Origin of the sequence: Citrobacter sp. Igbk 17 (assembly GCF_028069775.1) — a bacterium.
Classification (GTDB): domain Bacteria; phylum Pseudomonadota; class Gammaproteobacteria; order Enterobacterales; family Enterobacteriaceae; genus Citrobacter.
On record NZ_JANEWI010000005.1, the window covers coordinates 91660 to 115471 of the forward strand.

Below are 23812 nucleotides of genomic sequence, written 5' to 3' on the forward strand. Positions count from 1 at the left end.
TCAGACTCCGGCTTTTGCACTTATGGATAGGGTTAAACGGCTTTCACTGCATCCGCAATGCGGTGCGCAAACTCCGTAACCTGTGCTTCGTCTTCACCTTCAACCATCACACGGATTAATGGCTCTGTGCCCGACTTACGCAGCAGTACGCGTCCACGGTTACCCAGTGCCGCTTCAACCTCTGCCATCACCGCTTTCACGCTTTCATGTTCCAGCGGATCGCCACTGCCTGCGGTGTAACGTACGTTAACCAGCAGTTGCGGGAACATTTTCATGCCGCTGCACAGATCGTGCAAACTCATATGGTTACGCACCATCGCTGCCAATACCTGCAGACCCGCCACAATACCGTCGCCCGTGGTCGTTTTATCCAGCAGGATCACATGACCTGAGTTTTCCGCACCAATACGCCAGCCTTTTTCCTGCATTTTTTCCAGCACATAACGGTCGCCTACTTTCGCACGGGCAAACGGAATGCCCAGTTGTTTCAGCGCCAGCTCCAGTCCCATGTTGCTCATCAGAGTACCCACCGCGCCACCGCGCAGTTGCCCCTGGCGCAGCGCTTCACGAGCGATGATGTACATGATCTGGTCGCCGTCGACTTTATTACCTTCGTGATCAACCATAATGACGCGGTCGCCGTCACCGTCCAGCGCAATCCCCAAATCGGCTTTTTCCGCGATGACGCGCGCCTGCAGCGCACGAACATCGGTCGCGCCGACTTCTTCATTGATGTTTACACCGTTTGGCTCACAGCCAATCGCAATGACGTTAGCACCCAGCTCGCGCAGTACATTTGGCGCAATGTGGTACGTTGCACCGTTAGCGCAGTCCACCACAATTTTAAGCTCGTTCAGGCTCAGTTCATTCGGGAATGTGCCTTTGCAGAACTCAATATAGCGCCCGGCAGCATCGACAATACGACTGGCTTTACCCAGCTCAGCCGAATCCACGCAGGTGATTGCTTTTTCCATCTCCGCTTCAATGGCTTCTTCAACTGCATCCGGCAGTTTGGTTCCGTCGATGGAGAAGAATTTAATCCCGTTGTCATAAAATGGGTTGTGCGAAGCGGAGATAACAATCCCGGCTTCAGCACGGAAAGCACGCGTCAGATAAGCGACGGCAGGTGTTGGCATGGGGCCTGTGAAAGAAGCTGACAACCCCGCGGCAGCCAAGCCCGCTTCCAGCGCAGATTCCAGCATATAGCCGGAAATACGTGTATCTTTACCGATAATGATTTTACGTGAACCATGACGTGCCAGCACTTTTCCTGCCGCCCAACCCAGCTTGAGCACAAAGTCAGGGGTGATTGGAGCGTCGCCTACACGACCACGAATCCCATCGGTGCCAAAATATTTACGATTACTCATAGCGTTTGTTTTCCTTTGCAGACAATGTGGCTTCCACCACACGCATCGCTTCTACGGTTTCTTTGACGTCATGGACACGAATAATCTGCGCCCCCTGCATTGCGGCAATGACCGCGCATGCAAGGCTGCCGCTCAAACGCTCAGATGGACCCACATTGAGCAATTGGCCAACCATTGATTTTCGTGACATCCCTACCAGCAGCGGCAGATTAAAATGATGAAATTCCGCCAGACGTGCCAGCAATGTGTAGTTGTGAGTAAGATTTTTACCGAATCCGAATCCTGGGTCGAGTAGCAATTTATCTTTTGTGATTCCGGCCCGTTCACAACGTGCTATTTGCTCAACAAAGTAACGATTTACCTCAGCAAACACATCCTCATACTTCGGCGCTTCCTGCATAGTTTTCGGCTGTCCCTGCATGTGCATCAGGCAAACCGGTAATCCAGTTTCAGCCGCAGCTTCCAGCGCGCCCGGCTCCGAGAGCGAACGTATATCGTTAATGATATGCGCCCCTACTCTGGCGCACTCACGAATGACCTCTGGTTTTGAGGTATCGACGGAAATCCATACTTCAAAACGTTGAGCAATTGCCTCAACAACCGGGATTACACGCTGCAGTTCTTCTTCCACGCTAACATCCGCCGCTCCCGGTCGCGTAGACTCACCACCCACATCAATGATAGTCGCCCCTGCGTTAATCATCAGATTTGCGTGTTTTACCGCCTCAACCAGGGAGTTGTGCGCTCCACCATCAGAAAAAGAGTCTGGTGTGACGTTTAAAATCCCCATGACGTGGGGATGGCTGAGATCCAGCGAAGATCCCTGAGCAAAGAGTTTCATAGTGTTATCCCTGGTAAAATCGTGAGTAAGCAGATAAGAAAAACCCCGGAGCAAGCCCCAGGGTTTTCAATTAAAACATGGTCATCAGATGACGATAACTTATTTGTCGCCTAACTGCTCTGACATGTTGCCCGGGTTCGGCGTACGCGGCTCTTCAGCCGGACGCGGAGCACTCGGGGTGCCATTGTTGCCAGAGTTGTTAGATGAACCAGACTCTTCCCAACCCGCTGGCGGACGTACATCGCGGCGAGCCATCAGATCATCAATCTGCGGTGCATCGATGGTCTCATATTTCATGAGCGCATCTTTCATCGAGTGCAGAATGTCCAGGTTGTCGTTCAACAGACGGCGAGCACGGTCATAGTTGCGTTCAATCAGCAATTTCACTTCCTGATCGATAATACGCGCGGTTTCATCGGACATATGTTTAGCTTTCGCCACAGAACGACCGAGGAACACTTCACCTTCTTCTTCCGCGTACAGCAACGGCCCCAGTTTGTCAGAGAAGCCCCACTGAGTGACCATGTTACGCGCCAGGTTCGTCGCGACTTTAATGTCGTTGGACGCACCGGTAGAAACATGTTCAGCACCGTAGATGATCTCTTCTGCCAGACGACCGCCGTACAGCGTGGAGATCTGACTTTCCAGTTTCTGACGACTGGCGCTAATTGCGTCGCCTTCAGGCAGGAAGAAGGTGACACCCAGCGCACGACCGCGCGGAATAATCGTCACTTTGTGCACCGGATCGTGCTCCGGTACCAGGCGACCGATAATCGCGTGGCCAGCTTCGTGGTACGCGGTGGATTCTTTCTGCGCTTCCGTCATCACCATGGAGCGACGTTCCGCACCCATCATGATTTTGTCTTTCGCTTTCTCGAACTCAACCATCGATACAACACGCTTGTTGCCACGCGCTGCAAACAGTGCCGCTTCGTTCACCAGGTTCGCCAGGTCCGCACCTGAGAAACCAGGCGTACCACGAGCAATGATTGCCGCATCGATATCCGGAGACAGCGGTACGCGACGCATATGCACTTTCAGAATCTGTTCACGACCGCGAACGTCCGGCAGACCAACAACAACCTGACGGTCAAAACGGCCTGGACGCAGCAGCGCAGGGTCAAGAACGTCAGGACGGTTAGTTGCCGCGATAACGATAATACCTTCGTTACCTTCGAAGCCGTCCATCTCAACCAGCATCTGGTTCAGCGTCTGTTCACGTTCATCGTGACCGCCACCCAGACCAGCGCCACGCTGGCGACCTACGGCGTCGATTTCATCGATGAAGATGATGCACGGTGCCGCTTTCTTGGCTTGTTCGAACATGTCACGCACACGAGATGCGCCCACACCGACGAACATTTCCACGAAATCAGAACCGGAAATTGTGAAGAATGGAACCTTCGCTTCACCTGCGATAGCTTTTGCCAGCAGGGTTTTACCTGTACCCGGAGGACCAACCATCAGGACGCCTTTCGGGATCTTACCGCCCAGTTTCTGGAAACGGCTCGGTTCGCGCAGGTATTCAACCAGTTCAGCGACCTCTTCTTTCGCTTCGTCACAACCCGCGACATCAGCAAAAGTGGTTTTGATCTGATCTTCGGTCAACATGCGCGCTTTGCTCTTACCGAACGACATGGCACCTTTGCCACCACCGCCCTGCATTTGACGCATAAAGAAGATCCAGACACCAATCAGCAGCAGCATTGGGAACCAGGAAATGAAGATAGAAGCCAGCAGGCTCGGCTCTTCAGGCGGCTCGCCAACAACCTTGACGTTTTTGGTCAGCAGGTTATCAAGCAGCTTCGGATCGTTAACCGGAATGTAGGTCGTGTAACGGTTACTATCTTTCTTGGTAACGTTAATCTCACGTCCGTTGATACGCGCTTCACGAACCTGGTCCTGATTGACCTCTTGCAGGAAGGTAGAGTAATCAACCTTACGGCCATTAGACTCGCTGGGCCCAAAGCTCTGGAATACTGACATCAGCACAACGGCAATGACCAGCCAGAGTATTAGGTTTTTCGCCATGTCACTCAAGGGATTAACCTCATATTACAACTGTGTTAAAAACAGCGTCAGGATACTCTATATCCAGTGTCTTTCAAACTTTCGTTTGAAATCTACCGGTTATGGTTTACGCCCGGTCGCTACAATGTACACTTCACGCGAACGGGCGCGAGAAGAGTCCGGCTTACGAACTTTGACCTTCGTAAACAGGGAGCGAATGTCTCTTAGATACTCATCGAAGCCTTCGCCCTGGAACACCTTCACTACAAAACTACCACCTGGTGCTAATACATCACGAGCCATTCCAAGTGCCAGTTCAACCAGATACATGGCCCGGGGAATATCCACCGCCGGTGTTCCACACATATTTGGCGCCATATCAGACATGACAACTTGTACTTTACTGTCACCTACACGCTCAAGTAACGCTTTCAGGACTAATTCATCACGAAAGTCGCCCTGAAGGAAGTCCACACCAACGATTGGATCCATAGGTAAAAGATCGCAAGCGATAATGCGGCCGCTGTTTCCGATCTGCGTAACCGCATATTGCGACCAGCCACCGGGTGCAGCGCCGAGGTCAACAATCGTCATCCCCGGTTTAAAAATTTTGTCACTTTGCTGTATTTCATCAAGTTTAAACCAGGCGCGGGAACGTAACCCCTTTTTCTGTGCCTGTTGAACATATTTATCGCTAAAGTGTTCCTGAAGCCAGCGACTCGAGCTGGCAGAACGCTTTTTACCTGTCATTTCACTTTCCCATCGGGCAGTTCATCGTAACCAATGGTGTAAATATCTACACAGCTATTTGGCGATATATGGGAGATGGCGGTAGAATGACCCGTTTTCAATCCCAACGTAAGCAAAAATATACGATGAATCTGAGTACTAAACAAAAACAGCACCTGAAAGGTCTGGCACATCCGCTCAAGCCTGTAGTTATGCTTGGCAATAATGGTTTGACCGAAGGGGTACTGGCCGAGATTGAACAAGCGTTAGAGCACCATGAGCTTATCAAGGTGAAAATCGCCTCGGAAGATCGCGATACTAAAACCTTGATCGTGGAAGCTATCGTACGCGAAACCGGCGCCTGTAATGTACAGGTCATCGGCAAAACGCTGGTACTGTATCGCCCGACTAAAGAACGTAAAATCTCGCTGCCACGCTAAGAATATCCCAAAGTTGAACACGAAGTTTGTGTAAAACGCGGGAATTTCCGCTAGCAGGAGAGCAAAATGCCACGCTCTCTTCGTTGATAAAAGGCCGCTATGCGGCCTTTTTCCTTTCTTTACAATACATCAACATCTTACAGATACACTAAATAATTCGAGCACAGCCAACGCGTATGCAACGTGAACCAGGATGTGTGTATTGGGAAATTCTTACAGGTATTCGACCTTCGTCACTTCATACTCAACTTCACCGCCCGGCGTTTTGATAACCACCACGTCATCCTGCTCTTTACCAATCAGGCCGCGAGCAATAGGTGAGTTCACCGAAATCAGGTTTTGTTTAAAATCGGCCTCATCATCGCCCACAATGCGCCAGGTCTGCTCTTCATCGTTATCAAGATTCAGAACGGTAACCGTCGCACCGAACACAACGCGGCCGTTATTTGGCATTTTAGTGACGTCAATAACCTGCGCGTTAGACAGTTTGGCTTCAATATCTTTAATGCGACCTTCGCAGAATCCCTGCTGTTCACGAGCCGCGTGATACTCCGCGTTCTCTTTCAGGTCACCGTGTTCACGCGCTTCCGCGATCGCGGCAATAATTTCAGGGCGACGCACAGATTTGAGAAAATCCAGTTCTTCGCGCAGTTTTTCAGCACCGCGTAAGGTCATCGGGATAGCTTGCATTTGTTATACCTCTTGAACATTCCTGTAGGGGGTGGTTGTCCTCACCCCGGCTGCTAAGCCCACCCTGGCATACGCCATGCCAGAGTCAGAAGCAAAAAAATACCGACCCGGGGCACGAGGTCCCAGGTCAGCTACAATTCTCTATTTGATGTTCATTTTACCCTGGAGTTCCCTATGGGTCATCGTTTACTTTTTAGGGCGTTGCGCCGTAGTATGACGGCCTGTTTCCAGGTTGTTAGCGCGAGATTATGCGATTTCCCAGATTTGCCATTGGATTAACTGCCAGTATAGCGTTCAGCGTTCAGGCTGCGAATGTCGACGAGTACATCAACCAGCTTCCTGCCGGGGCCAACCTCGCCCTTATGGTACAGAAGGTTGGCGCGCCTGCGCCCACGATTGATTACCATAGCCAGCAGATGGCGCTCCCAGCCAGTACCCAGAAAGTGATCACCGCTCTGGCGGCATTGATTCAACTCGGACCTGATTTCCGTTTCACCACGACGCTTGAGACAAAAGGCAACGTAGAAAATGGGATATTGAAAGGTGACTTAGTTGCGAGATTTGGTGCCGATCCGACGTTAAAACGTCAGGATATTCGCAATATGGTAGCAACTCTGAAAAAATCAGGGGTGACGCAAATTGCCGGAAATGTCCTGATAGACACCTCCATTTTTGCCAGCCATGATAAAGCGCCCGGCTGGCCCTGGAACGACATGACGCAATGTTTTAGCGCTCCGCCAGCAGCGGCGATTGTCGACCGAAATTGCTTCTCTGTATCGCTCTACAGCGCACAAAAAGCCAACGATTTGGCGTATATTCGCGTGGCCTCTTACTACCCGGTGACTATGTTCAGCCAGGTTCGCACCCTCGCACGTGGTTCTGCGGAAGCGCAATATTGTGAACTGGACGTGGTACCCGGTGATTTGAACCGCTTTACGCTGACCGGGTGTCTGCCGCAGCGCGCCGAACCGTTGCCACTGGCGTTTGCTATTCAGGACGGTGCCAGCTATGCCGGAGCCATTCTTAAAGATGAGCTAAAACAAGCGGGTATTACCTACAGCGGCACACTGCTGCGTCAGACTCAGGTCAACGAGCCGGGTACCGTCGTCGCCAGCAAACAATCAGCACCATTGCATGATCTGCTTAAGATTATGCTGAAAAAATCAGACAACATGATTGCCGACACCGTTTTTCGCATGATTGGCCATGCGCGATTTAACGTACCTGGCACCTGGCGGGCAGGTTCAGATGCCGTACGTCAGATCCTGCGTCAGCAGGCGGGCGTCGATATCGGCAACACGATTATTGCCGATGGCTCTGGCCTCTCTCGCCATAACCTGATTGCCCCCGCCACCATGATGCAGGTGCTGCAATACATCGCGCAGCATGACAATGAGCTCAACTTTATCACGATGCTGCCACTGGCTGGCCACGATGGCTCCCTGCAATACCGTGCAGGCCTGCATCAGGCTGGTGTTGATGGCAAGGTTTCCGCGAAAACAGGCTCACTGCAAGGGGTATATAACCTCGCGGGGTTCATCACCACCGCCAGCGGGCAACGCATGGCCTTCGTGCAGTACCTGTCTGGCTATGCGGTAGAGCCTGCAGACCAGCGCAACCGCCGTATTCCACTGGTACGCTTCGAGAGTCGGTTGTACAAAGATATATATCAGAATAACTGAGTGCATTATTGCCGGATGGCGACGCTAACGCGTCTTATCCGGCCTACAAAGAACATAACAAAACGGGCCGCAAATGCGGCCCGTTGGCTTTTGTAGGCCGGATAAGCGTAAGCGCCATCCGGCTACGAGATTAACGCTTGTAGATGAACTCAACGCCTTCTTCGTCGTCTTCGTCCCAATCGTCATCCCAGTCATCTTCCGCTTCGTCTTCGACTTCAGCGAGCTGCTGACGGTGATAATCATCCCACATGAACTCAACTTTCTCCGGCTGTTTCGCTTCTTCAGCCTGAACGATTGGGTTCTCAATGATAAAGGTCATCACATCCCAGCAAAGATCCTTCACACCCAGCTGGCTGGCGGCAGAGATCAGGTAATATTTACCTTCCCAGCCCAGCGCTTCAGCGATGGCTTTCGCTTTTTCTTCCGCTTCAGCTTTGTCCATCAAATCAATTTTGTTGAACACTAACCAGCGCGGTTTAGACGCCAGATCCTGACTGTATTTTTCCAGTTCGCCAATAATGATACGGGCGTTTTCTACCGGATCGGAACCGTCAATCGGATCGATATCAATGAGGTGCAGCAGTACGCGGCAACGTTCCAGATGCTTCAGGAAGCGAATACCGAGACCAGCGCCTTCAGCAGCGCCTTCAATCAGACCTGGGATGTCAGCAACCACGAAGCTCTTTTCGTTGTCCATACGCACAACGCCGAGGCTCGGTACCAGCGTGGTGAACGGATAATCCGCCACTTTCGGTTTCGCCGCAGATACCGCGCGGATAAACGTCGATTTACCGGCGTTTGGCATACCCAGCATACCGACATCGGCTAACAGCATCAGCTCCAGCATCAGGTCACGCTTATCGCCAGGTGTACCCATCGTTTTCTGACGCGGGGTACGGTTGACCGACGATTTAAAACGGGTGTTACCCAGGCCGTGCCAACCACCTTTAGCGACCATCAGACGCTGACCGTGTTTGGTCATGTCGCCCATCGTTTCGCCCGTACCCTGGTCGATGACGCGTGTCCCTACTGGCACTTTGATGGTAACGTCTTTACCACGCTTGCCGGTGCAATCACGGCTTGCGCCATTCTGACCACGTTCCGCACGGAATGACTTTTCAAAACGGTAATCGATCAGCGTGTTCAGGTTTTCGTCGGCTTCCAGCCAGACGTCACCGCCATCACCACCGTCACCACCGTCCGGACCGCCTTTCGGGATGTATTTTTCGCGGCGGAAGCTGACACAACCGTTACCGCCATCGCCTGCAACGACCAGAATCGATGCTTCATCAACAAACTTCATTTTACTCTCCGTAAATCATTCGCCTGAGCGGGGTTGCGAAACCACCGTTTCATGCTTACGTAAACCGCCCCAAATTCGATGACCAATGGCGGAATACATCGCGCCCGCAACCACGATAAACGCACCGAGATAACCTAAAAGGTTTAGCATCGGTCTGGCGAAGAAATCGGGCCAGGCCAGTGATAATAAATCTGAAAATAACAACGTAAACAGCGGTGTGAGCGTAATTATGGCGCTCACCTGTGCCGCCTGCCAGCGAGCCATTGCTTCCGCAAGGGCACCGTATCCTACCAGTGTATTCAGGCCGCAGAACACGAGGCAGGCAAGCTGCCAGTCGCTGAGTTGCGTTATTACACCGGGTTTAGCCAGCGGCAACAACGCTATCGTACATAAAGTGTACAGTAAAAACAGGATCTGCGGTGATGCCAGGCGGCGCAATAACACCTTTTGCGCGACCCCATAACACACCCAAACCGTCGCGGCACCGACACCAAAGATCACGCCCCAGGTGTAATCGGTCAGCCGGGTAAAAATTTCGATCAGACTGGTATTAAAAAACAACACCAATCCGCTCAGAAGCATAATAGCGCCAATAATCTGCGTGCCGCGCATCTTCTCCTTCAGGATAAAGACGCTGGCGATCATCATGCCAACAGGTGACAGTTGACCGATAACCTGCGAAGCCGTTGGGCTCAAATATTGCAAAGACGAACTAAACAGAATGAAGTTACCGAACAGTCCACCCGTGGCAATAGCCAACAGCACCAGCCAACGCGCTTTGCGAAAAATACGCAATGGAGGGAGCTTTTTTTTAACCGCAAGAATAGCGCCAAGGCCAATGCTTGCCATTAAAAAACGGTAGAACACGACGGTAGGAGGTTCCATCACCTCCAGCACTTGCTTCATCGCTATTGGTAAAGCCCCCCAACAGACAGCTGTCGTGAGTGCTAAAAGAATACCAATACCTGCCTGCTGCTTCATGCCGTATTCCCTGCAAGGGCTCGTTTCCGGGTTATCACGGCGCGACGAGCATATTTACCGGTCGTCGAATGTAAAAAGCCCCGCAACGTGTTGCGGGGCTTTTATCCGTTACCGGGACGCGAAAAACTTATTCAGCAACAATGCTGATGAATTTACGGTTTTTCGGGCCTTTCACTTCAAATTTCACTTTACCGTCTGCTTTAGCAAACAGAGTGTGGTCTTTGCCGCAACCAACGTTGGAGCCAGCGTGGAATTTAGTACCACGTTGACGAACGATGATGCTACCAGCCAGAACTGTTTCACCGCCGAAGCGTTTTACGCCCAGACGTTTAGCTTCTGAATCGCGACCGTTACGAGTCGAGCCGCCAGCCTTTTTATGTGCCATTTAATCTGCTCCCCTTAACTTAAGCGCTGATGCCAGTGATTTTCACATCAGTGAACCACTGACGATGGCCCTGCTGCTTACGGTAGTGTTTACGACGACGAAACTTAACAATTTTAACTTTCTCGCCACGACCGTGAGCAACGACTTCAGCTTTGATAACGCCGCCATCAACGAAAGGAACGCCGATTTTGACTTCTTCACCGTTTGCGATCATCAGAACTTCAGCGAATTCAACAGATTCGCCAGTTGCGATGTCCAGCTTTTCCAGGCGAACGGTCTGACCTTCGCTTACTCGGTGTTGTTTACCACCACTTTGGAAAACCGCGTACATAAAAAACTCCGCTTCCGCGCACACCTTTTTGATGATTCAGAGTGCGCTATAAATATTCACAATAGGGCGCGAATATTACGCAAAACGCGAGCCTTTGACAAGTGCTACCGTCAATACATGAAGAAAAAAAACACAACGTGTACCGTAACGTTTATCTGCGGCGTTTTTTCAGTACAATCAGCATATATTTCTAACCCTAAACCCGACGTTACCTTCTCAAATAGTGAGGTAATCGGGGCGAGAAGCCCGGCTTTTGCGATGAATTTAGAAAAAATCAATGAGTTAACCGCGCAAGATATGGCGGGGGTCAATGCGACAATCCTTGAACAGCTCAATTCCGACGTCCAGTTGATCAATCAATTGGGGTACTACATCGTGAGCGGCGGCGGAAAACGCATTCGCCCAATGATCGCCGTACTCGCGGCGCGTGCCGTTGGTTATCAGGAAAATGCCCACGTCACGATCGCTGCCTTAATCGAGTTTATCCACACCGCGACCCTGCTTCATGACGATGTAGTGGATGAATCCGATATGCGCCGAGGGAAAGCCACGGCAAACGCAGCGTTTGGCAATGCTGCCAGCGTTCTGGTCGGCGATTTTATCTATACCCGCGCCTTTCAGATGATGACCAGCCTCGGCTCCCTGAAAGTGCTGGAAGTGATGTCTAAAGCGGTCAACGTTATTGCTGAAGGCGAAGTCCTGCAGTTAATGAACGTCAACGACCCGGATATCACCGAAGAAAACTATATGCGTGTCATCTACAGCAAGACGGCTCGTCTGTTTGAAGCCGCGGCCCAATGCTCAGGTATCCTTGCAGGTTGTAGCGATGAGCAAGAGAAAGGCCTGCAGGATTATGGCCGTTACCTCGGTACCGCTTTCCAGCTTATCGACGATTTACTGGATTACAGCGCAGATGGCGAGCAGTTGGGTAAAAACGTGGGTGATGACCTCAACGAAGGTAAACCTACGCTACCGCTGCTGCATGCGATGCGCCACGGCACCCCTGAGCAGGCGCAAATGATTCGCCAGGCGATTGAGCAAGGTAATGGTCGCCACCTGCTGGAGCCGGTTCTGGAAGCGATGAATGCTTGCGGGTCACTGGAATGGACCCGTCAACGCGCCGAAGAAGAGGCTGACAAAGCCATCGAGGCACTTCAGGTACTTCCAGATACTCCGTGGAAAGAAGCCCTGATTGGCCTGGCGCATATCGCCGTACAGCGCGACCGTTAATTTCCCTCATCTCACTTCCCAGCACCCCGTGCAGTACATGGGGTGCTCTTATATATTCCAATAAGATCTACAAAATAGCAAACCCACTCGCATAATCTTGGCATATTCTGAATATATAAGCACCTTACGAGAACGTTTTAGAACATTTGTTCTTGAGGCGTATAGTAACTCCACAGGCTGATTGTGAAACCGTAACTGGTTAACCAAAGGAGATGTGGAACTATGGAAAGCAAATTCATTGACTGGCATCCGGCTGACATCATCGCGGGGCTACGTAAGAAAGGCACGTCAATGGCCGCTGAGTCACGTAAGAATGGCTTGAGTTCATCAACGCTGGCAAATGCGTTAACCCGACCGTGGCCGAAAGGTGAATTGATTATCGCGAAAGCACTGGGAACAGACCCGTGGGTAATTTGGCCGTCACGCTACCATGACGCCAGGACGCATGAATTCATCGACAGAACGCGAATGATGAGAGTACGGAAAGAAAAAGAGAGTCTTGAGTAACGGTAAAGCAGCAACCCCCGGATCAACGATCCTGGGGGTTACAAGACGCGTTGGCGATTACTCGCCTTTAATGCGCTCAATGTTTGCGCCCAGCGCACGCAATTTATCCTCGATGCGCTCATAGCCGCGATCGATGTGATAAATACGGTCAACGACCGTTGTGCCTTCAGCGATACATCCCGCTAATACCAAACTTGCTGACGCGCGCAGATCGGTCGCCATGACCTGTGCACCGGAGAGCGTTTCAACGCCGTGACAAATCACAGTATTGCTTTCGATTTCCGCGTGAGCCCCCATACGGCTCAGTTCAGGCACGTGCATAAAGCGGTTCTCAAACACGGTTTCCGTAATGAAACCTGTCCCTTCGGCCACCAGGTTCAACAGCGTGAACTGGGCCTGCATGTCAGTCGGGAAAGCCGGATGTGGCGCAGTGCGCACATTCACTGCTTTAGGACGTTTGCCGTGCATGTCGAGGCTAATCCAGTCTTCACCGACTTCGATATCCGCACCGGCATCACGCAGCTTCGCCAGAACAGCATCCAGTGTGTCTGGTTGCGCATTACGGCAGATAATTTTGCCGCGAGAAATCGCCGCCGCCACCAGGAACGTCCCGGTTTCAATACGATCAGGCAGAACGCGATACACACCGCCACCGAGACGTTCAACGCCTTCAATAGTGATACGATCGGTACCCTGCCCGGTGATCTTCGCACCCAGCGCAATCAGGAAATTAGCGGTATCCACAATTTCCGGTTCACGAGCGGCGTTTTCGATGATGGTGGTACCTTCTGCAAGCGTTGCCGCGCACATGATAGTGACCGTCGCACCGACACTCACTTTGTCCATGACAATGTGTGCGCCTTTCAGACGTCCCTCTACGGACGCCTTCACATAGCCTTCTTCCAGCTTGATGGTGGCACCTAACTGCTCCAGACCGGTAATATGCAGGTCAACCGGGCGCGCGCCGATAGTACAGCCGCCCGGCAGAGAAACCTGACCCTGACCAAAACGAGCGACCAGTGGCCCCAATGCCCAGATAGACGCACGCATGGTTTTCACCAGATCGTACGGCGCACAGAAGACGTTAACGTCACGCGCATCAATGTGCACAGACCCATTACGCTCGACTTTCGCCCCCAACTGGCTCAGCAGCTTCATGGAGGTATCTACGTCCTTCAGTTTTGGGACGTTTTGAATTTCTACAGGTTCTTCAGCCAGCAGCGCCGCAAAAAGGATCGGCAGTGCGGCGTTTTTAGCGCCTGAAATAGTGACTTCGCCCTGGAGCTTGGTTGGCCCCTGAACACGGAATTTATCCATTATTCTGTTCTCTGTTAAGAATTCATCTTCGCTACCGGCATATCACCCGTAGCTCAAAAACCGTTAAGTTTGCGATCGCGCGCCCATTCCGCTGGGGTAAACGCTTTAATCGATACAGCATGAATGCGGTTATCCGCAATATACTCCATCAATGGGCCATAGACCGATTGCTGCTTCTTGACCCGGCTCATGCCGTCAAACATCTCACCCACGGCAATAACCTGAAAGTGACTGCCGTCACCAGAAACGTGGACTTCCTGGAGGGAGAGTGCGTTCATCAGCACGCTCTGAATTTCATTATTTTCCATGGGCTCTTCATTCGTCAGATAGTGAAAACAGCCCAACATCTTAGAGCAAAGTGGCGCTGTCATAAATAAGCAAAAAGCCTCGCTGATAAATCAGACAAGGCTTTGGTGGCAGATCCCCTTCAGGAGTTTTGCCGGATGGCGGCACAAGGCCTTATCCAGCCTGGAAAAATTAACGCGGAAGGACGTCGTCAGGCAAATTGTAAAGCTGTGCCAGGGTATAAACCTTATCGTTAACACCGGTAAGCGAAACGCGATTCCCCTGTTGCTTGCCCTGGTCAACCAGGTGCAACAGCAATGCCAGACCACCGGTATCAACCCGGGAAACCTGGCTCAGATCGATGCAGGTTACCCCTTTCATCGCCTCAACGCGTGCATCCCATAACGGATTTAACACGTCCTGATCCAGCTCTCCCGCGAGCATCAGCTTGTCACCTTCACGCGTCCAGGTGAGTGACTGCGTCATTATTTCTTCTCTTCCAGAGTGATTTTCTGCTGAGAGATAGATTTCAGCTGTGCCGTCAGGCCATCGATACCTTTCGTGCGCAGCAGGTCGCTCCACTCATTCTGTTTGGTGGTGATCATACTTACGCCTTCGGCAATCATGTCATATGCCTGCCAGTTACCGGTTTGGGAGTTTTTACGCCACTGGAAATCCAGACGTACTGGCGGACGGCCGTTTGGATCGATAATCGTCACGCGGATAGGAACGATGGTCGCATCACCCAGCGGCTGTTCAGGGGCAATCTGATAGGTCTGACCGTGGTACATCGCCAGCGCCTGACCGTAAGCCTGCTTCAGATATTCGCGGAATGCGGCAAAATAGGCGTCACGCTGGGCCGGTGTCGCATCTTTGTAGTAACGGCCCAGCACCAGCGCACCGGCATACTTAACCTGCACATATGGCAGCAGTTCCTGATCAACCACCTGACGCAGATAATCCGGGTTAGAACGGATCTTCGGCTGTTCGTTTTTCAGACGATCGAAAGTTTTCTGCGCCGCCTCATTCATCAGTTTATACGGGTTAGTCTGGTCCGCTGCGGTTGCCGCGCTAAGGGGGGCAATGACCAGCATAGCCACCATCATCAATCGTTTAAACATACGTCGATTCTCCTGAGATTATTTCGTTGCGCCTGCAGGCGTAGTGGCTTCATTATTGCCTTCAGTTGCGGCTGGCGCATCGCCAGAATTCTTATTGTCATCACCTTTACTGTTACTGTTGTAGAGGAATTGACCAATCATATCTTCCAGCACCATCGCGGATTTCGTGTCCTGAATCGTACTGCCATCTTTGAGGATAGACGTTCCCAGCTCAGGATCTTCAAAACCCACGTTTAATGCCAGATACTGCTCACCCAGCAGACCAGAGGTGCGGATGCTCAGCGAGCTGGTGTCCGGGATATGGTTAAAGCGCGATTCGATGTCCAGCGTTACGCGTGGCAGGTACGTTTTGGGATCTAACGAGATATCCGAAACTCGCCCCACAACAACCCCACCAATCCGCACTGGAGAGCGCTCTCTCAGGCCGCCGATATTATCAAAGGTCGCATAAACCGTGTAGGTTGGTTCAGTACGCATGGAGGTCACATTAGCCGCTTTCAGGCAGACAAATAGCGCCGCCAGCAGCGCAACCAGCAGGAATACCCCGACCCAAATTTCATTTTTTTTCGTTTGCATGAACTCAATTCCCAAACATCAGTGCGGTCAGCACAAAATCCAGCCCCAGAACGGCAAGAGATGCGTGCACAACGGTGCGTGTCGTAGCCCGGCTAATTCCGGCGGAGGTCGGAATCGCATCATAACCATTGAACAATGCAATCCATGTGACCGTAATGGCGAACACCACGCTCTTAATCAAACAGTTGACCAGATCCAGACGCCAGTCGACGGCATTTTGCATAGCCGACCAGAAAAAGCCTGCATCAATCCCCTTCCAGCTAACGCCGACCAGCGAGCCACCCCAAATCCCAACCGCGACAAAAATAATCGTCAGCAGCGGTAATGAAATGACACCCGCCCAAAAACGCGGAGAGACCACGCGACGCAGAGGATCAACCGCCATCATTTCCAGGCTGGAAAGCTGCTCGGTTGCCCGCATCAGGCCGATTTCAGCGGTTAACGCCGATCCGGCTCGCCCGGCGAACAGCAGCGCCGCAACAACCGGCCCCAGTTCTCGCAGCAAAGACAGCGCCACCAGCATACCGAGACTGGTTTCTGCGCTGTAGGTTGTCAGGACCAAGTATCCCTGCAATCCCAGCACCATCCCGATGAACACGCCAGAAACGATAATGATCAGCATCGACAGGACACCGACATTATAGAGCTGGCGGATCAGCAGCGGCGCATGTTTGCGAAACTCCGGCTTGCCGACTACCGCATTGAACAACATTAATCCGGCTCGCCCGAACGTCCTGAGGGTTTTTATCCCTCGATGTCCGAGTGATGCCAGCGCATTTAACAACATGGGTGGCTTAACTCCCTGTTTTAAGTAAATCGGTATGGTAATCGCCCGCCGGGTAGCGAAACGGAACCGGCCCATCGGCAATACCATCGAGGAACTGACGCACGCGCGGATCGGCATTTTCTTGTAGTGCCTGAGCACTACCGTAGGCCACTATCTTTTTGTCCGCCATAATATAGGCGTAATCCGCAATACTCAGTACCTCTGGCACATCGTGAGAGACCACCACGCAGGTGACGCCCAGCGCGTTATTCAGCTCTGAAATCAGCTTCACCAGCACGCCCATGGTGATAGGATCCTGCCCGACGAACGGTTCATCAAACATGATGAGATCTGGCTCCAGCGCAATGGCGCGTGCTAATGCCGCACGTCGCGCCATCCCACCGGATAATTCAGAAGGCATGAGTTTTGCCGCACCACGCAGGCCGACAGCTTCCAGTTTCATCATCACCGTGCTCTTGAGCAACGCCTTGGGCAGCGTCGTATGCTCACGCAGTGGATAAGCGACGTTGTCAAACACGTTCATGTCGGTAAACAGCGCCCCGGACTGAAACAGCATACTCATGCGCTTACGCACGGTGTACAAACGTGAACGAGACATGGCTGGGACGTTTTCGCCGTCAAACAGGATTTCGCCCTTATCTGGCGGGATCTGCCCGCCAATCAGACGTAACAGCGTCGTTTTGCCGATGCCTGATGGCCCCATGATCGCCGTCACCTTACCGCGCGGCACCGTCAGGGAAATATTATCAAAGATGCAGCGGTCACCTCGGGAAAAGCTGACATCGCGCATATCGACTAGATTCGCCACAGACTGACCCATTGATTCATCCTTTACTATTGCCTCGTTGATCGAAGAGTTGGCGCTCAATTTAGCCCTGAACTCGACATATTTACAGATTATTGCCTGTCCTGGTTAGCGAAAGCTGGCATTTGTTTTACTTTTTAGCCGCATAAAGTCAAAATTAAGAATTCGTTACGGCTTCCAGAAGATCCTTCACGTGGACCGGCGAGTATACCTGAAGAAAGGACTTTAGATGCTTTTAGCGACGGCACTGTTAATAATTGGTTTACTTCTGGTGGTCTACGGTGCCGACCGTCTGGTATTTGCTGCATCCATTTTATGCCGCACCTTCGGTATCCCCCCCATCATTATTGGAATGACGGTCGTCAGCATCGGCACATCCCTACCAGAGATTATTGTCTCTGTTGCAGCATCAATGAATGGGCAGCTCGATTTAGCCGTCGGTACCGCCATCGGCTCCAACATCACCAATATTCTTCTTATTTTAGGCCTGTCAGCACTCATTCATCCTTTTACCGTGCATTCCGATGTTCTGCGTCGTGAATTACCGTTAATGTTGCTGGTAAGCATTTTGGCCGCGTCCGTGCTGTATGACGGGCAGTTAAGCCGCAGTGATGGCCTCTTTCTTCTGCTTCTGGCCGTGCTATGGCTGCTATTCATTGTTAAAATCGCCCGTCTGGCAGAACGCCAGGGCAATGACAGCCTGACCCGGGAGCAAGTAGCGGAACTGCCTCGCGAAGGCGGATTGCCTGTCGCATTTTTATGGTTGGGGATAGCGCTGATCATTATGCCAATGGCAACGCGTATGGTGGTTGATAACGCCACTGTACTGGCAAATTACTTTGCCATGAGCGAACTCACCATCGGGCTGACGGTGGTCGCCATTGGTACCAGCCTGCCAGAACTGGCAACCGCCATTGCAGGTTTGCGTAAAGGTGAAAACGATATTGCCGTCGGTAACATCATCGGCGCGAACATTTTTAATATAGTTATCGTTCTTGGGTTACCTGCACTGATTACACCGGGCGAGGTCAACCCGATGGCCTTCATCCGTGACTATAGCGTCATGCTGCTGGTGAGCGTTATTTTTGCATTACTCTGCTGGCTACGTCCGCGCCAGATTGGTCGTGGCGCGGGTGCGCTTCTGACCAGCGGTTTTATCATATGGCTGGCGATGCTGTATTGGTTATCGCCACTTCTCGTTGGATAACTGGAAACGCATTATGTCGCACTTAGAGTTGCAACCGGGTTTTGACTTTCAGCAAGCAGGCAAGGAAGTCCTGACAATTGAACGTGAAGGCCTGGCGGAGCTTGATCAGTACATCAACCAGAACTTTACCCTCGCCTGTGAAAAGATTTTCAGTTGCCCGGGTAAAGTCGTGGTGATGGGAATGGGAAAATCAGGGCATATCGGGCGCAAGATGGCCGCCACGTTTGCCAGTACCGGCACGCCCTCATTTTTTGTGCATCCTGGCGAAGCCGCACACGGCGATCTGGGTATGGTGTCACCGCAGGACGTCGTGATTGCCATTTCTAACTCAGGTGAATCTAATGAGATTGCAGCGTTAATTCCGGTGTTAAAACGCCTGCACGTCCCCCTTATTTGCATGACGGGTCGTCCGGAAAGCAGTATGGCGCGTGCAGCAGATGTCCATCTGTGTGTTAAAGTGCCCAAAGAAGCCTGCCCATTAGGTCTGGCACCGACCAGCAGTACGACCGCAACGCTGGTCATGGGCGATGCGCTTGCCGTTGCGTTACTCAAAGCACGCGGCTTCACCGCAGAAGATTTTGCGTTATCTCATCCTGGTGGCGCACTGGGGCGTAAGCTTTTGTTGCGCGTAAACGATATTATGCATACGGGAGACGAAATCCCGCATGTGACTAAAAGCGCCAGTCTGCGTGATGCCTTATTGGAGATCACGCGGAAAAATCTCGGCATGACCGTCATTTGCGATGACGCGATGAAGATTGACGGCATCTTTACGGATGGCGATTTACGTCGTGTCTTCGATATGGGCGTTGATGTACGCCAGTTAGGCATTGCCGATGTGATGACCCCAGGGGGCATTCGCGTGCGTCCAGGGATTCTTGCCGTTGATGCCCTGAACTTAATGCAGTCCCGCCATATCACCTCGGTAATGGTTGCTGATGGCGACCAGTTACTGGGTGTGTTACATATGCATGATCTGCTGCGTGCAGGTGTAGTGTAAGAAACTCAAGGATAAAGAAAATGAGTAAAGCAGGTGCGTCGCTTGCGACCTGTTATGGACCCGTCAGCACTGACGTCATCACCAGGGCAGAAAACATCCGTCTGCTGATCCTTGATGTGGATGGCGTGCTGTCTGATGGTCTGATTTATATGGGCAACAACGGTGAAGAGCTGAAGGCGTTTAACGTCCGCGATGGCTACGGAATTCGCTGCGCGCTCACTTCCGGTATTGAGGTTGCCATTATTACCGGACGAAAGGCTAAACTTGTAGAAGATCGCTGTGCCACATTAGGGATCACACATCTGTATCAGGGGCAGTCGGACAAACTGGTTGCCTTTGGCGATCTGCTTAGCAAACTGGCAATCGCGCCTGAGAATGTGGCGTATGTCGGCGATGACCTGATCGACTGGCCGGTGATGGCAAAAGTGGGATTAAGCGTCGCGGTAGCGGATGCTCATCCGTTGCTGATCCCGCGGGCCGATTACGTCACCCGTATCGACGGGGGGCGCGGCGCAGTGCGCGAAGTCTGCGACTTATTACTCCTGGCGCAGGGCAAACTGGATGAGGCCAAAGGGCAATCGATATGAGCAAAACCAGACGTTGGGTTATCATTCTACTGTCGCTGGCTGTCCTTGTGATGATTGGTATTAACCTGGCAGACAAAGACGACACCGCCCAGGTTGTCGTTAATAACAACGAGCCAACCTATAAGAGCGAGCATACCGACACCGTCGTGTACAGCCCTGAGGGCGCGCTGAGCTATCATTTGATCGCGCAACACGTTGAATATTATTCAGATCAAGCAGTTTCGTGGTTCACCCAACCGGTGTTAACCACGTTTGATAAGGACAAAGTACCGACCTGGTCGATCAAGGCCGATAAGGCCAAGTTGACCAACGATCGGATGCTGTACCTGTATGGCCATGTTGAGGTTAACGCGCTGGTGCCTGACTCTCAACTACGCAGAATTACTACCGATAACGCGCAGATCAACCTTGTGACGCAAGATGTCACTTCCGATGATCTGGTCACGTTGTATGGAACAACATTTAACTCCAGCGGACTGAAGATGCGCGGCAACTTACGCAGCAAGAACGCCGAGCTGATTGAAAAGGTTAGAACCTCATATGAAATCCAAAACAAACAAACTCAGCCTTAATCTTGTGCTTGCCAGCTCACTTCTGGCCGCCAGCATTCCGGCATTTGCCGTCACTGGCGATACCGAGCAGCCGATTCACATTGAATCGGACCAGCAGTCTCTGGATATGCAGGGCAACGTGGTGACGTTTACCGGCAATGTCATCGTGACTCAGGGCACGATCAAAATTAATGCCGATAAGGTCGTCGTCACGCGTCCGGGCGGTGAAGACGGTAAAGAAGTGATTGATGGATATGGCAATCCGGCGACCTTTTACCAGATGCAGGACAATGGTAAACCGGTTAAAGGCCACGCCTCACAGATGCACTATGAGCTGGCAAAAGATTTCGTCGTCCTTACCGGTAAGGCTTATCTGGAACAGCTCGATAGCAACATTACGGGCGATAAGATCACCTATCTGGTAAAAGAACAGAAAATGCAGGCCTTCAGTGAGAAAGGCAAACGCGTCACCACCGTTCTGGTTCCGTCGCAATTGCAGGACAAAAACAAGACCAAGGCTCCGGCAGAGAAAAAAGGTAACTGATTCGTTATGGCAACATTAACTGCAAAGAATCTTGCAAAAGCCTACAAAGGCCGTCGTGTGGTGGAAGATGTCAGCCTGACCGTCAACTCCGGGGAGATCGTCGGTCTGCTCGGTCCTAACGGTGCGGGCAAAACCACAACCTTTTACATGGTAGTCGGCATTGTGCCGCGCGATGCTGGCAACATTATCATTGATGACGAAGATATCAGTCTGTTACCTCTGCATGCGCGTGCCCGTCGCGGTATCGGGTACTTACCGCAGGAAGCCTCTATTTTTCGTCGCCTGAGTGTATTTGATAACCTGATGGCGGTTCTGCAAATTCGTGACGATCTTTCCAGCGAGCAGCGTGAAGATCGCGCCAATGAGCTGATGGAAGAATTCCATATCGAACATCTGCGTGACAGCCTTGGACAGGCACTCTCCGGTGGGGAACGCCGCCGTGTGGAGATCGCCCGCGCACTGGCAGCTAATCCCAAATTTATCCTGTTGGATGAGCCCTTTGCCGGTGTTGACCCGATTTCCGTCATTGACATCAAACGTATTATTGAACACCTGCGCGACAGCGGGCTTGGCGTGCTGATTACCGACCATAACGTGCGCGAAACGCTGGCTGTTTGTGAGCGCGCCTACATTGTGAGCCAGGGACACCTGATCGCACACGGTACGCCGACAGAAATCCTGCAGGACGAGCACGTTAAACGCGTATACCTTGGGGAAGACTTCAGACTCTGATAGGGTAGTAGACTTCACGTCACCGCAGGAGACAACAACTCTGAACATGAAGCAAGGTTTGCAACTCAGGCTTAGCCAACAACTGGCGATGACGCCTCAGCTACAACAGGCTATCCGTCTGTTGCAGTTGTCCACGCTGGAACTTCAGCAAGAACTTCAGCAAGCGCTGGAAAGTAACCCACTGCTCGAGCAAACCGATCTTCACGACGAAATTGATACCCAGGAAAAGCAGGATAGCGAATCCCTCGATACGGCTGACGCACTCGAACAAAAAGAGATGCCGGAAGAGCTACCGCTGGATGCCAGTTGGGATGAGATTTACACCGCAGGTACGCCGTCTGGCACCAGCGGGGATTACATCGACGACGAACTGCCTGTGTATCAGGGTGAAACCACGCAATCGCTGCAAGATTACCTGATGTGGCAGGTGGAACTGACGCCATTCTCAGATACCGATCGTGCTATTGCCACGTCAATTGTGGATGCAGTCGACGAAACGGGCTATCTCACCGTCACGCTGGACGACATACTCGACAGCATGGGCGATGACGACGTCGGTATCGATGAAGTCGAAGCCGTGCTTAAACGCGTTCAGCGTTTTGATCCCGTGGGTGTGGCAGCAAAAGATCTCCGCGATTGCTTACTGATCCAACTTTCGCAGTTTGACAAAGCCACTCCATGGTTGGAAGAAGCACGTCTGATCATCAGCGATCACCTTGATCTACTCGCCAACCACGACTTCCGCACCCTGATGCGCGTAACCCGACTGAAAGAAGATGTGCTGAAAGAAGCCGTCAATCTTATCCAGTCGCTTGACCCAAGACCCGGACAATCTATCCAGACCGGTGAACCAGAGTACGTCATCCCGGATGTGCTGGTGCGTAAGCATAACGATCGCTGGGTAGTCGAACTCAACAGTGACAGCATTCCGCGTTTACAGATCAACCAACACTACGCCGCCCTGTGCAATAACGCGCGCAATGATGCTGACAGCCAGTTCATTCGTAGCAACCTTCAGGATGCGAAATGGCTGATTAAAAGTCTGGAAAGCCGCAATGACACGCTATTGCGCGTTAGCCGCTGTATCGTTGAGCAACAGCAAGCCTTCTTTGAACAAGGCGAAGAGTATATGAAACCGATGGTGCTGGCCGATATCGCCCAGGCCGTCGAGATGCATGAATCGACCATTTCCCGAGTGACCACGCAAAAGTATCTGCACAGTCCGCGCGGCATTTTTGAATTGAAGTATTTCTTCTCCAGTCACGTTAACACTGAAGGCGGAGGCGAAGCCTCTTCTACAGCTATCCGCGCACTGGTGAAGAAATTAATTGCGGCCGAGAACCCAGCGAAACCGCTGAGTGACAGCAAGTTAACCTCTATGCTGTCAGAACAAGGTATCATGGTGGCGCGCCGCACCGTTGCGAAGTACCGAGAGTCTTTATCCATTCCGCCGTCTAACCAGCGCAAACAGCTGGTTTGACCCAACCGATAAGGAAGACACTATGCAGCTCAACATCACTGGAAATAACGTCGAAATCACTGAGGCCCTGCGCGACTTTGTCACCACAAAGTTCGCCAAGCTTGAACAATATTTCGACCGGATTAATCAGGTCTATATTGTGTTGAAAGTGGAGAAGGTCACACACATCTCGGATGCAACACTGCATGTGAACGGTGGCGAAATTCATGCCAGCGCGGAAGGTCAGGATATGTACGCCGCCATTGACGGTTTAATTGATAAACTGGCTCGGCAGTTAACAAAACATAAAGATAAACTGAAACAGCACTAACTTGTCCGGGC

Annotated in this window: 28 protein-coding genes; 12 read left to right on the forward strand and 16 right to left on the reverse strand. The window is 51.9% G+C overall.

Annotated features, from left to right (window positions below):
- Positions 1-32 precede the first annotated feature (32 nt).
- The 4 genes from glmM to rlmE form a co-directional block, all read right to left on the reverse strand.
- On the reverse strand, positions 33-1370 hold the full coding sequence (gene glmM / locus NNO08_RS04810) for a phosphoglucosamine mutase (protein WP_101741911.1): 1338 nt from the start codon (positions 1368-1370) through the stop codon (positions 33-35).
- A complete protein-coding gene (gene folP / locus NNO08_RS04815) occupies positions 1363-2211 on the reverse strand; it encodes a dihydropteroate synthase (RefSeq protein WP_048213410.1) in 849 nt (282 codons plus the stop codon). Before folP ends, glmM begins: the two co-directional genes overlap by 8 nt.
- 99 nt (positions 2212-2310) lie before the next feature.
- A complete protein-coding gene (gene ftsH, locus NNO08_RS04820) occupies positions 2311-4242 on the reverse strand; it encodes an ATP-dependent zinc metalloprotease FtsH (RefSeq protein WP_271449027.1) in 1932 nt (643 codons plus the stop codon).
- 99 nt (positions 4243-4341) lie between these two features.
- Positions 4342-4971, reverse strand: coding sequence for a 23S rRNA (uridine(2552)-2'-O)-methyltransferase RlmE (gene rlmE, locus NNO08_RS04825; protein WP_137382431.1), 630 nt, complete (start codon positions 4969-4971; stop codon positions 4342-4344).
- Positions 4972-5096: 125 nt separating this feature from the next.
- On the opposite strand from rlmE, the gene yhbY reads away from it, so the two are divergent.
- On the forward strand, positions 5097-5390 hold the full coding sequence (yhbY, locus tag NNO08_RS04830; RefSeq protein WP_003025016.1) for a ribosome assembly RNA-binding protein YhbY: 294 nt from the start codon (positions 5097-5099) through the stop codon (positions 5388-5390).
- Between the two features lie 213 nt (positions 5391-5603).
- On the opposite strand, the gene greA is transcribed toward yhbY, so the two are convergent.
- Positions 5604-6080 (reverse strand): transcription elongation factor GreA, encoded by a 477-nt coding sequence (greA, locus tag NNO08_RS04835; protein ID WP_003025019.1) that lies wholly within the window; start codon positions 6078-6080, stop codon positions 5604-5606.
- Between the two features lie 248 nt (positions 6081-6328).
- On the opposite strand from greA, the gene dacB reads away from it, so the two are divergent.
- Positions 6329-7762: a serine-type D-Ala-D-Ala carboxypeptidase gene (gene dacB / locus NNO08_RS04840; protein WP_271449026.1), complete on the forward strand. Its 1434-nt coding sequence runs from the start codon at positions 6329-6331 to the stop codon at positions 7760-7762.
- A 130-nt stretch (positions 7763-7892) separates the two neighbouring features.
- Here dacB and cgtA read toward each other — a convergent pair whose 3' ends face one another.
- From cgtA to rplU, 4 genes are all read right to left on the reverse strand, one after another.
- Positions 7893-9065, reverse strand: a complete 1173-nt coding sequence (gene cgtA, locus NNO08_RS04845) for an Obg family GTPase CgtA (RefSeq protein ID WP_003828732.1) — start codon at positions 9063-9065, stop codon at positions 7893-7895.
- 15 nt (positions 9066-9080) lie between these two features.
- Positions 9081-10046, reverse strand: a complete 966-nt coding sequence (locus tag NNO08_RS04850; protein ID WP_199970411.1) for a DMT family transporter — start codon at positions 10044-10046, stop codon at positions 9081-9083.
- Between the two features lie 127 nt (positions 10047-10173).
- On the reverse strand, positions 10174-10431 hold the full coding sequence (rpmA, locus tag NNO08_RS04855; RefSeq protein WP_003025030.1) for a 50S ribosomal protein L27: 258 nt from the start codon (positions 10429-10431) through the stop codon (positions 10174-10176).
- A gap of 19 nt (positions 10432-10450) precedes the next feature.
- Positions 10451-10762 carry a 50S ribosomal protein L21 gene (rplU, locus tag NNO08_RS04860; RefSeq protein WP_003025032.1) on the reverse strand — a complete coding sequence of 104 codons (312 nt, stop codon included), beginning with the start codon at positions 10760-10762 and terminating at the stop codon, positions 10451-10453.
- A gap of 258 nt (positions 10763-11020) precedes the next feature.
- Between rplU and ispB the strand changes: the two genes are divergently transcribed.
- Positions 11021-11992, forward strand: a complete 972-nt coding sequence (gene ispB, locus NNO08_RS04865; protein ID WP_271449025.1) for an octaprenyl diphosphate synthase — start codon at positions 11021-11023, stop codon at positions 11990-11992.
- A 222-nt stretch (positions 11993-12214) separates the two neighbouring features.
- Positions 12215-12499: a DNA-binding transcriptional regulator SfsB gene (gene sfsB, locus NNO08_RS04870; protein ID WP_271454097.1), complete on the forward strand. Its 285-nt coding sequence runs from the start codon at positions 12215-12217 to the stop codon at positions 12497-12499.
- A 57-nt stretch (positions 12500-12556) separates the two neighbouring features.
- Here the strand turns inward: sfsB and murA are convergent, their stop codons facing one another.
- The 7 genes from murA to mlaF all read right to left on the reverse strand — a co-directional run bounded on the left by murA (position 12557) and on the right by mlaF (position 17405).
- Complete coding sequence (gene murA / locus NNO08_RS04875) at positions 12557-13816, reverse strand: UDP-N-acetylglucosamine 1-carboxyvinyltransferase (RefSeq protein ID WP_040234132.1); 1260 nt, start codon at positions 13814-13816, stop codon at positions 12557-12559.
- Positions 13817-13869: 53 nt separating this feature from the next.
- A complete protein-coding gene (ibaG, locus tag NNO08_RS04880; RefSeq protein ID WP_005121314.1) occupies positions 13870-14124 on the reverse strand; it encodes a BolA family iron metabolism protein IbaG in 255 nt (84 codons plus the stop codon).
- 169 nt (positions 14125-14293) lie between these two features.
- A complete protein-coding gene (mlaB, locus tag NNO08_RS04885; protein WP_137382434.1) occupies positions 14294-14587 on the reverse strand; it encodes a lipid asymmetry maintenance protein MlaB in 294 nt (97 codons plus the stop codon).
- Positions 14587-15222 (reverse strand): phospholipid-binding protein MlaC, encoded by a 636-nt coding sequence (gene mlaC / locus NNO08_RS04890; protein WP_043017796.1) that lies wholly within the window; start codon positions 15220-15222, stop codon positions 14587-14589. The genes mlaB and mlaC overlap by 1 nt, the downstream gene beginning before the upstream one ends.
- 18 nt (positions 15223-15240) lie before the next feature.
- Complete coding sequence (gene mlaD, locus NNO08_RS04895; protein WP_048213507.1) at positions 15241-15798, reverse strand: outer membrane lipid asymmetry maintenance protein MlaD; 558 nt, start codon at positions 15796-15798, stop codon at positions 15241-15243.
- Between the two features lie 4 nt (positions 15799-15802).
- On the reverse strand, positions 15803-16585 hold the full coding sequence (mlaE, locus tag NNO08_RS04900) for a lipid asymmetry maintenance ABC transporter permease subunit MlaE (protein WP_048213419.1): 783 nt from the start codon (positions 16583-16585) through the stop codon (positions 15803-15805).
- Positions 16586-16592: 7 nt separating this feature from the next.
- Positions 16593-17405 carry a phospholipid ABC transporter ATP-binding protein MlaF gene (mlaF, locus tag NNO08_RS04905; RefSeq protein ID WP_048213420.1) on the reverse strand — a complete coding sequence of 271 codons (813 nt, stop codon included), beginning with the start codon at positions 17403-17405 and terminating at the stop codon, positions 16593-16595.
- A 214-nt stretch (positions 17406-17619) separates the two neighbouring features.
- Here mlaF and NNO08_RS04910 point away from each other — a divergent pair, with 214 nt between their 5' ends.
- Genes NNO08_RS04910 through hpf form a run of 8 tightly spaced genes read left to right on the forward strand, consistent with a single transcriptional unit; the run spans position 17620 to position 23801 of the window.
- Positions 17620-18597: a calcium/sodium antiporter gene (locus NNO08_RS04910; RefSeq protein WP_271456280.1), complete on the forward strand. Its 978-nt coding sequence runs from the start codon at positions 17620-17622 to the stop codon at positions 18595-18597.
- Between the two features lie 13 nt (positions 18598-18610).
- Positions 18611-19597, forward strand: coding sequence for an arabinose-5-phosphate isomerase KdsD (gene kdsD, locus NNO08_RS04915; protein WP_048213422.1), 987 nt, complete (start codon positions 18611-18613; stop codon positions 19595-19597).
- A 20-nt stretch (positions 19598-19617) separates the two neighbouring features.
- The gene (gene kdsC / locus NNO08_RS04920; RefSeq protein ID WP_005121322.1) at positions 19618-20184 is read left to right on the forward strand and encodes a 3-deoxy-manno-octulosonate-8-phosphatase KdsC; all 567 of its coding nucleotides are present in this window, start codon (positions 19618-19620) and stop codon (positions 20182-20184) included.
- Positions 20181-20756 carry an LPS export ABC transporter periplasmic protein LptC gene (gene lptC, locus NNO08_RS04925; protein ID WP_048213423.1) on the forward strand — a complete coding sequence of 192 codons (576 nt, stop codon included), beginning with the start codon at positions 20181-20183 and terminating at the stop codon, positions 20754-20756. Before kdsC ends, lptC begins: the two co-directional genes overlap by 4 nt.
- Positions 20725-21279 (forward strand): lipopolysaccharide ABC transporter substrate-binding protein LptA, encoded by a 555-nt coding sequence (lptA, locus tag NNO08_RS04930; RefSeq protein WP_040234136.1) that lies wholly within the window; start codon positions 20725-20727, stop codon positions 21277-21279. Before lptC ends, lptA begins: the two co-directional genes overlap by 32 nt.
- 6 nt (positions 21280-21285) lie before the next feature.
- On the forward strand, positions 21286-22011 hold the full coding sequence (gene lptB, locus NNO08_RS04935; protein ID WP_048213425.1) for an LPS export ABC transporter ATP-binding protein: 726 nt from the start codon (positions 21286-21288) through the stop codon (positions 22009-22011).
- Positions 22012-22057: 46 nt separating this feature from the next.
- The gene (gene rpoN / locus NNO08_RS04940; RefSeq protein ID WP_271440747.1) at positions 22058-23491 is read left to right on the forward strand and encodes an RNA polymerase factor sigma-54; all 1434 of its coding nucleotides are present in this window, start codon (positions 22058-22060) and stop codon (positions 23489-23491) included.
- 22 nt (positions 23492-23513) lie between these two features.
- Positions 23514-23801 (forward strand): ribosome hibernation promoting factor, encoded by a 288-nt coding sequence (gene hpf / locus NNO08_RS04945; RefSeq protein WP_005121327.1) that lies wholly within the window; start codon positions 23514-23516, stop codon positions 23799-23801.
- Positions 23802-23812: the final 11 nt, after the last annotated feature.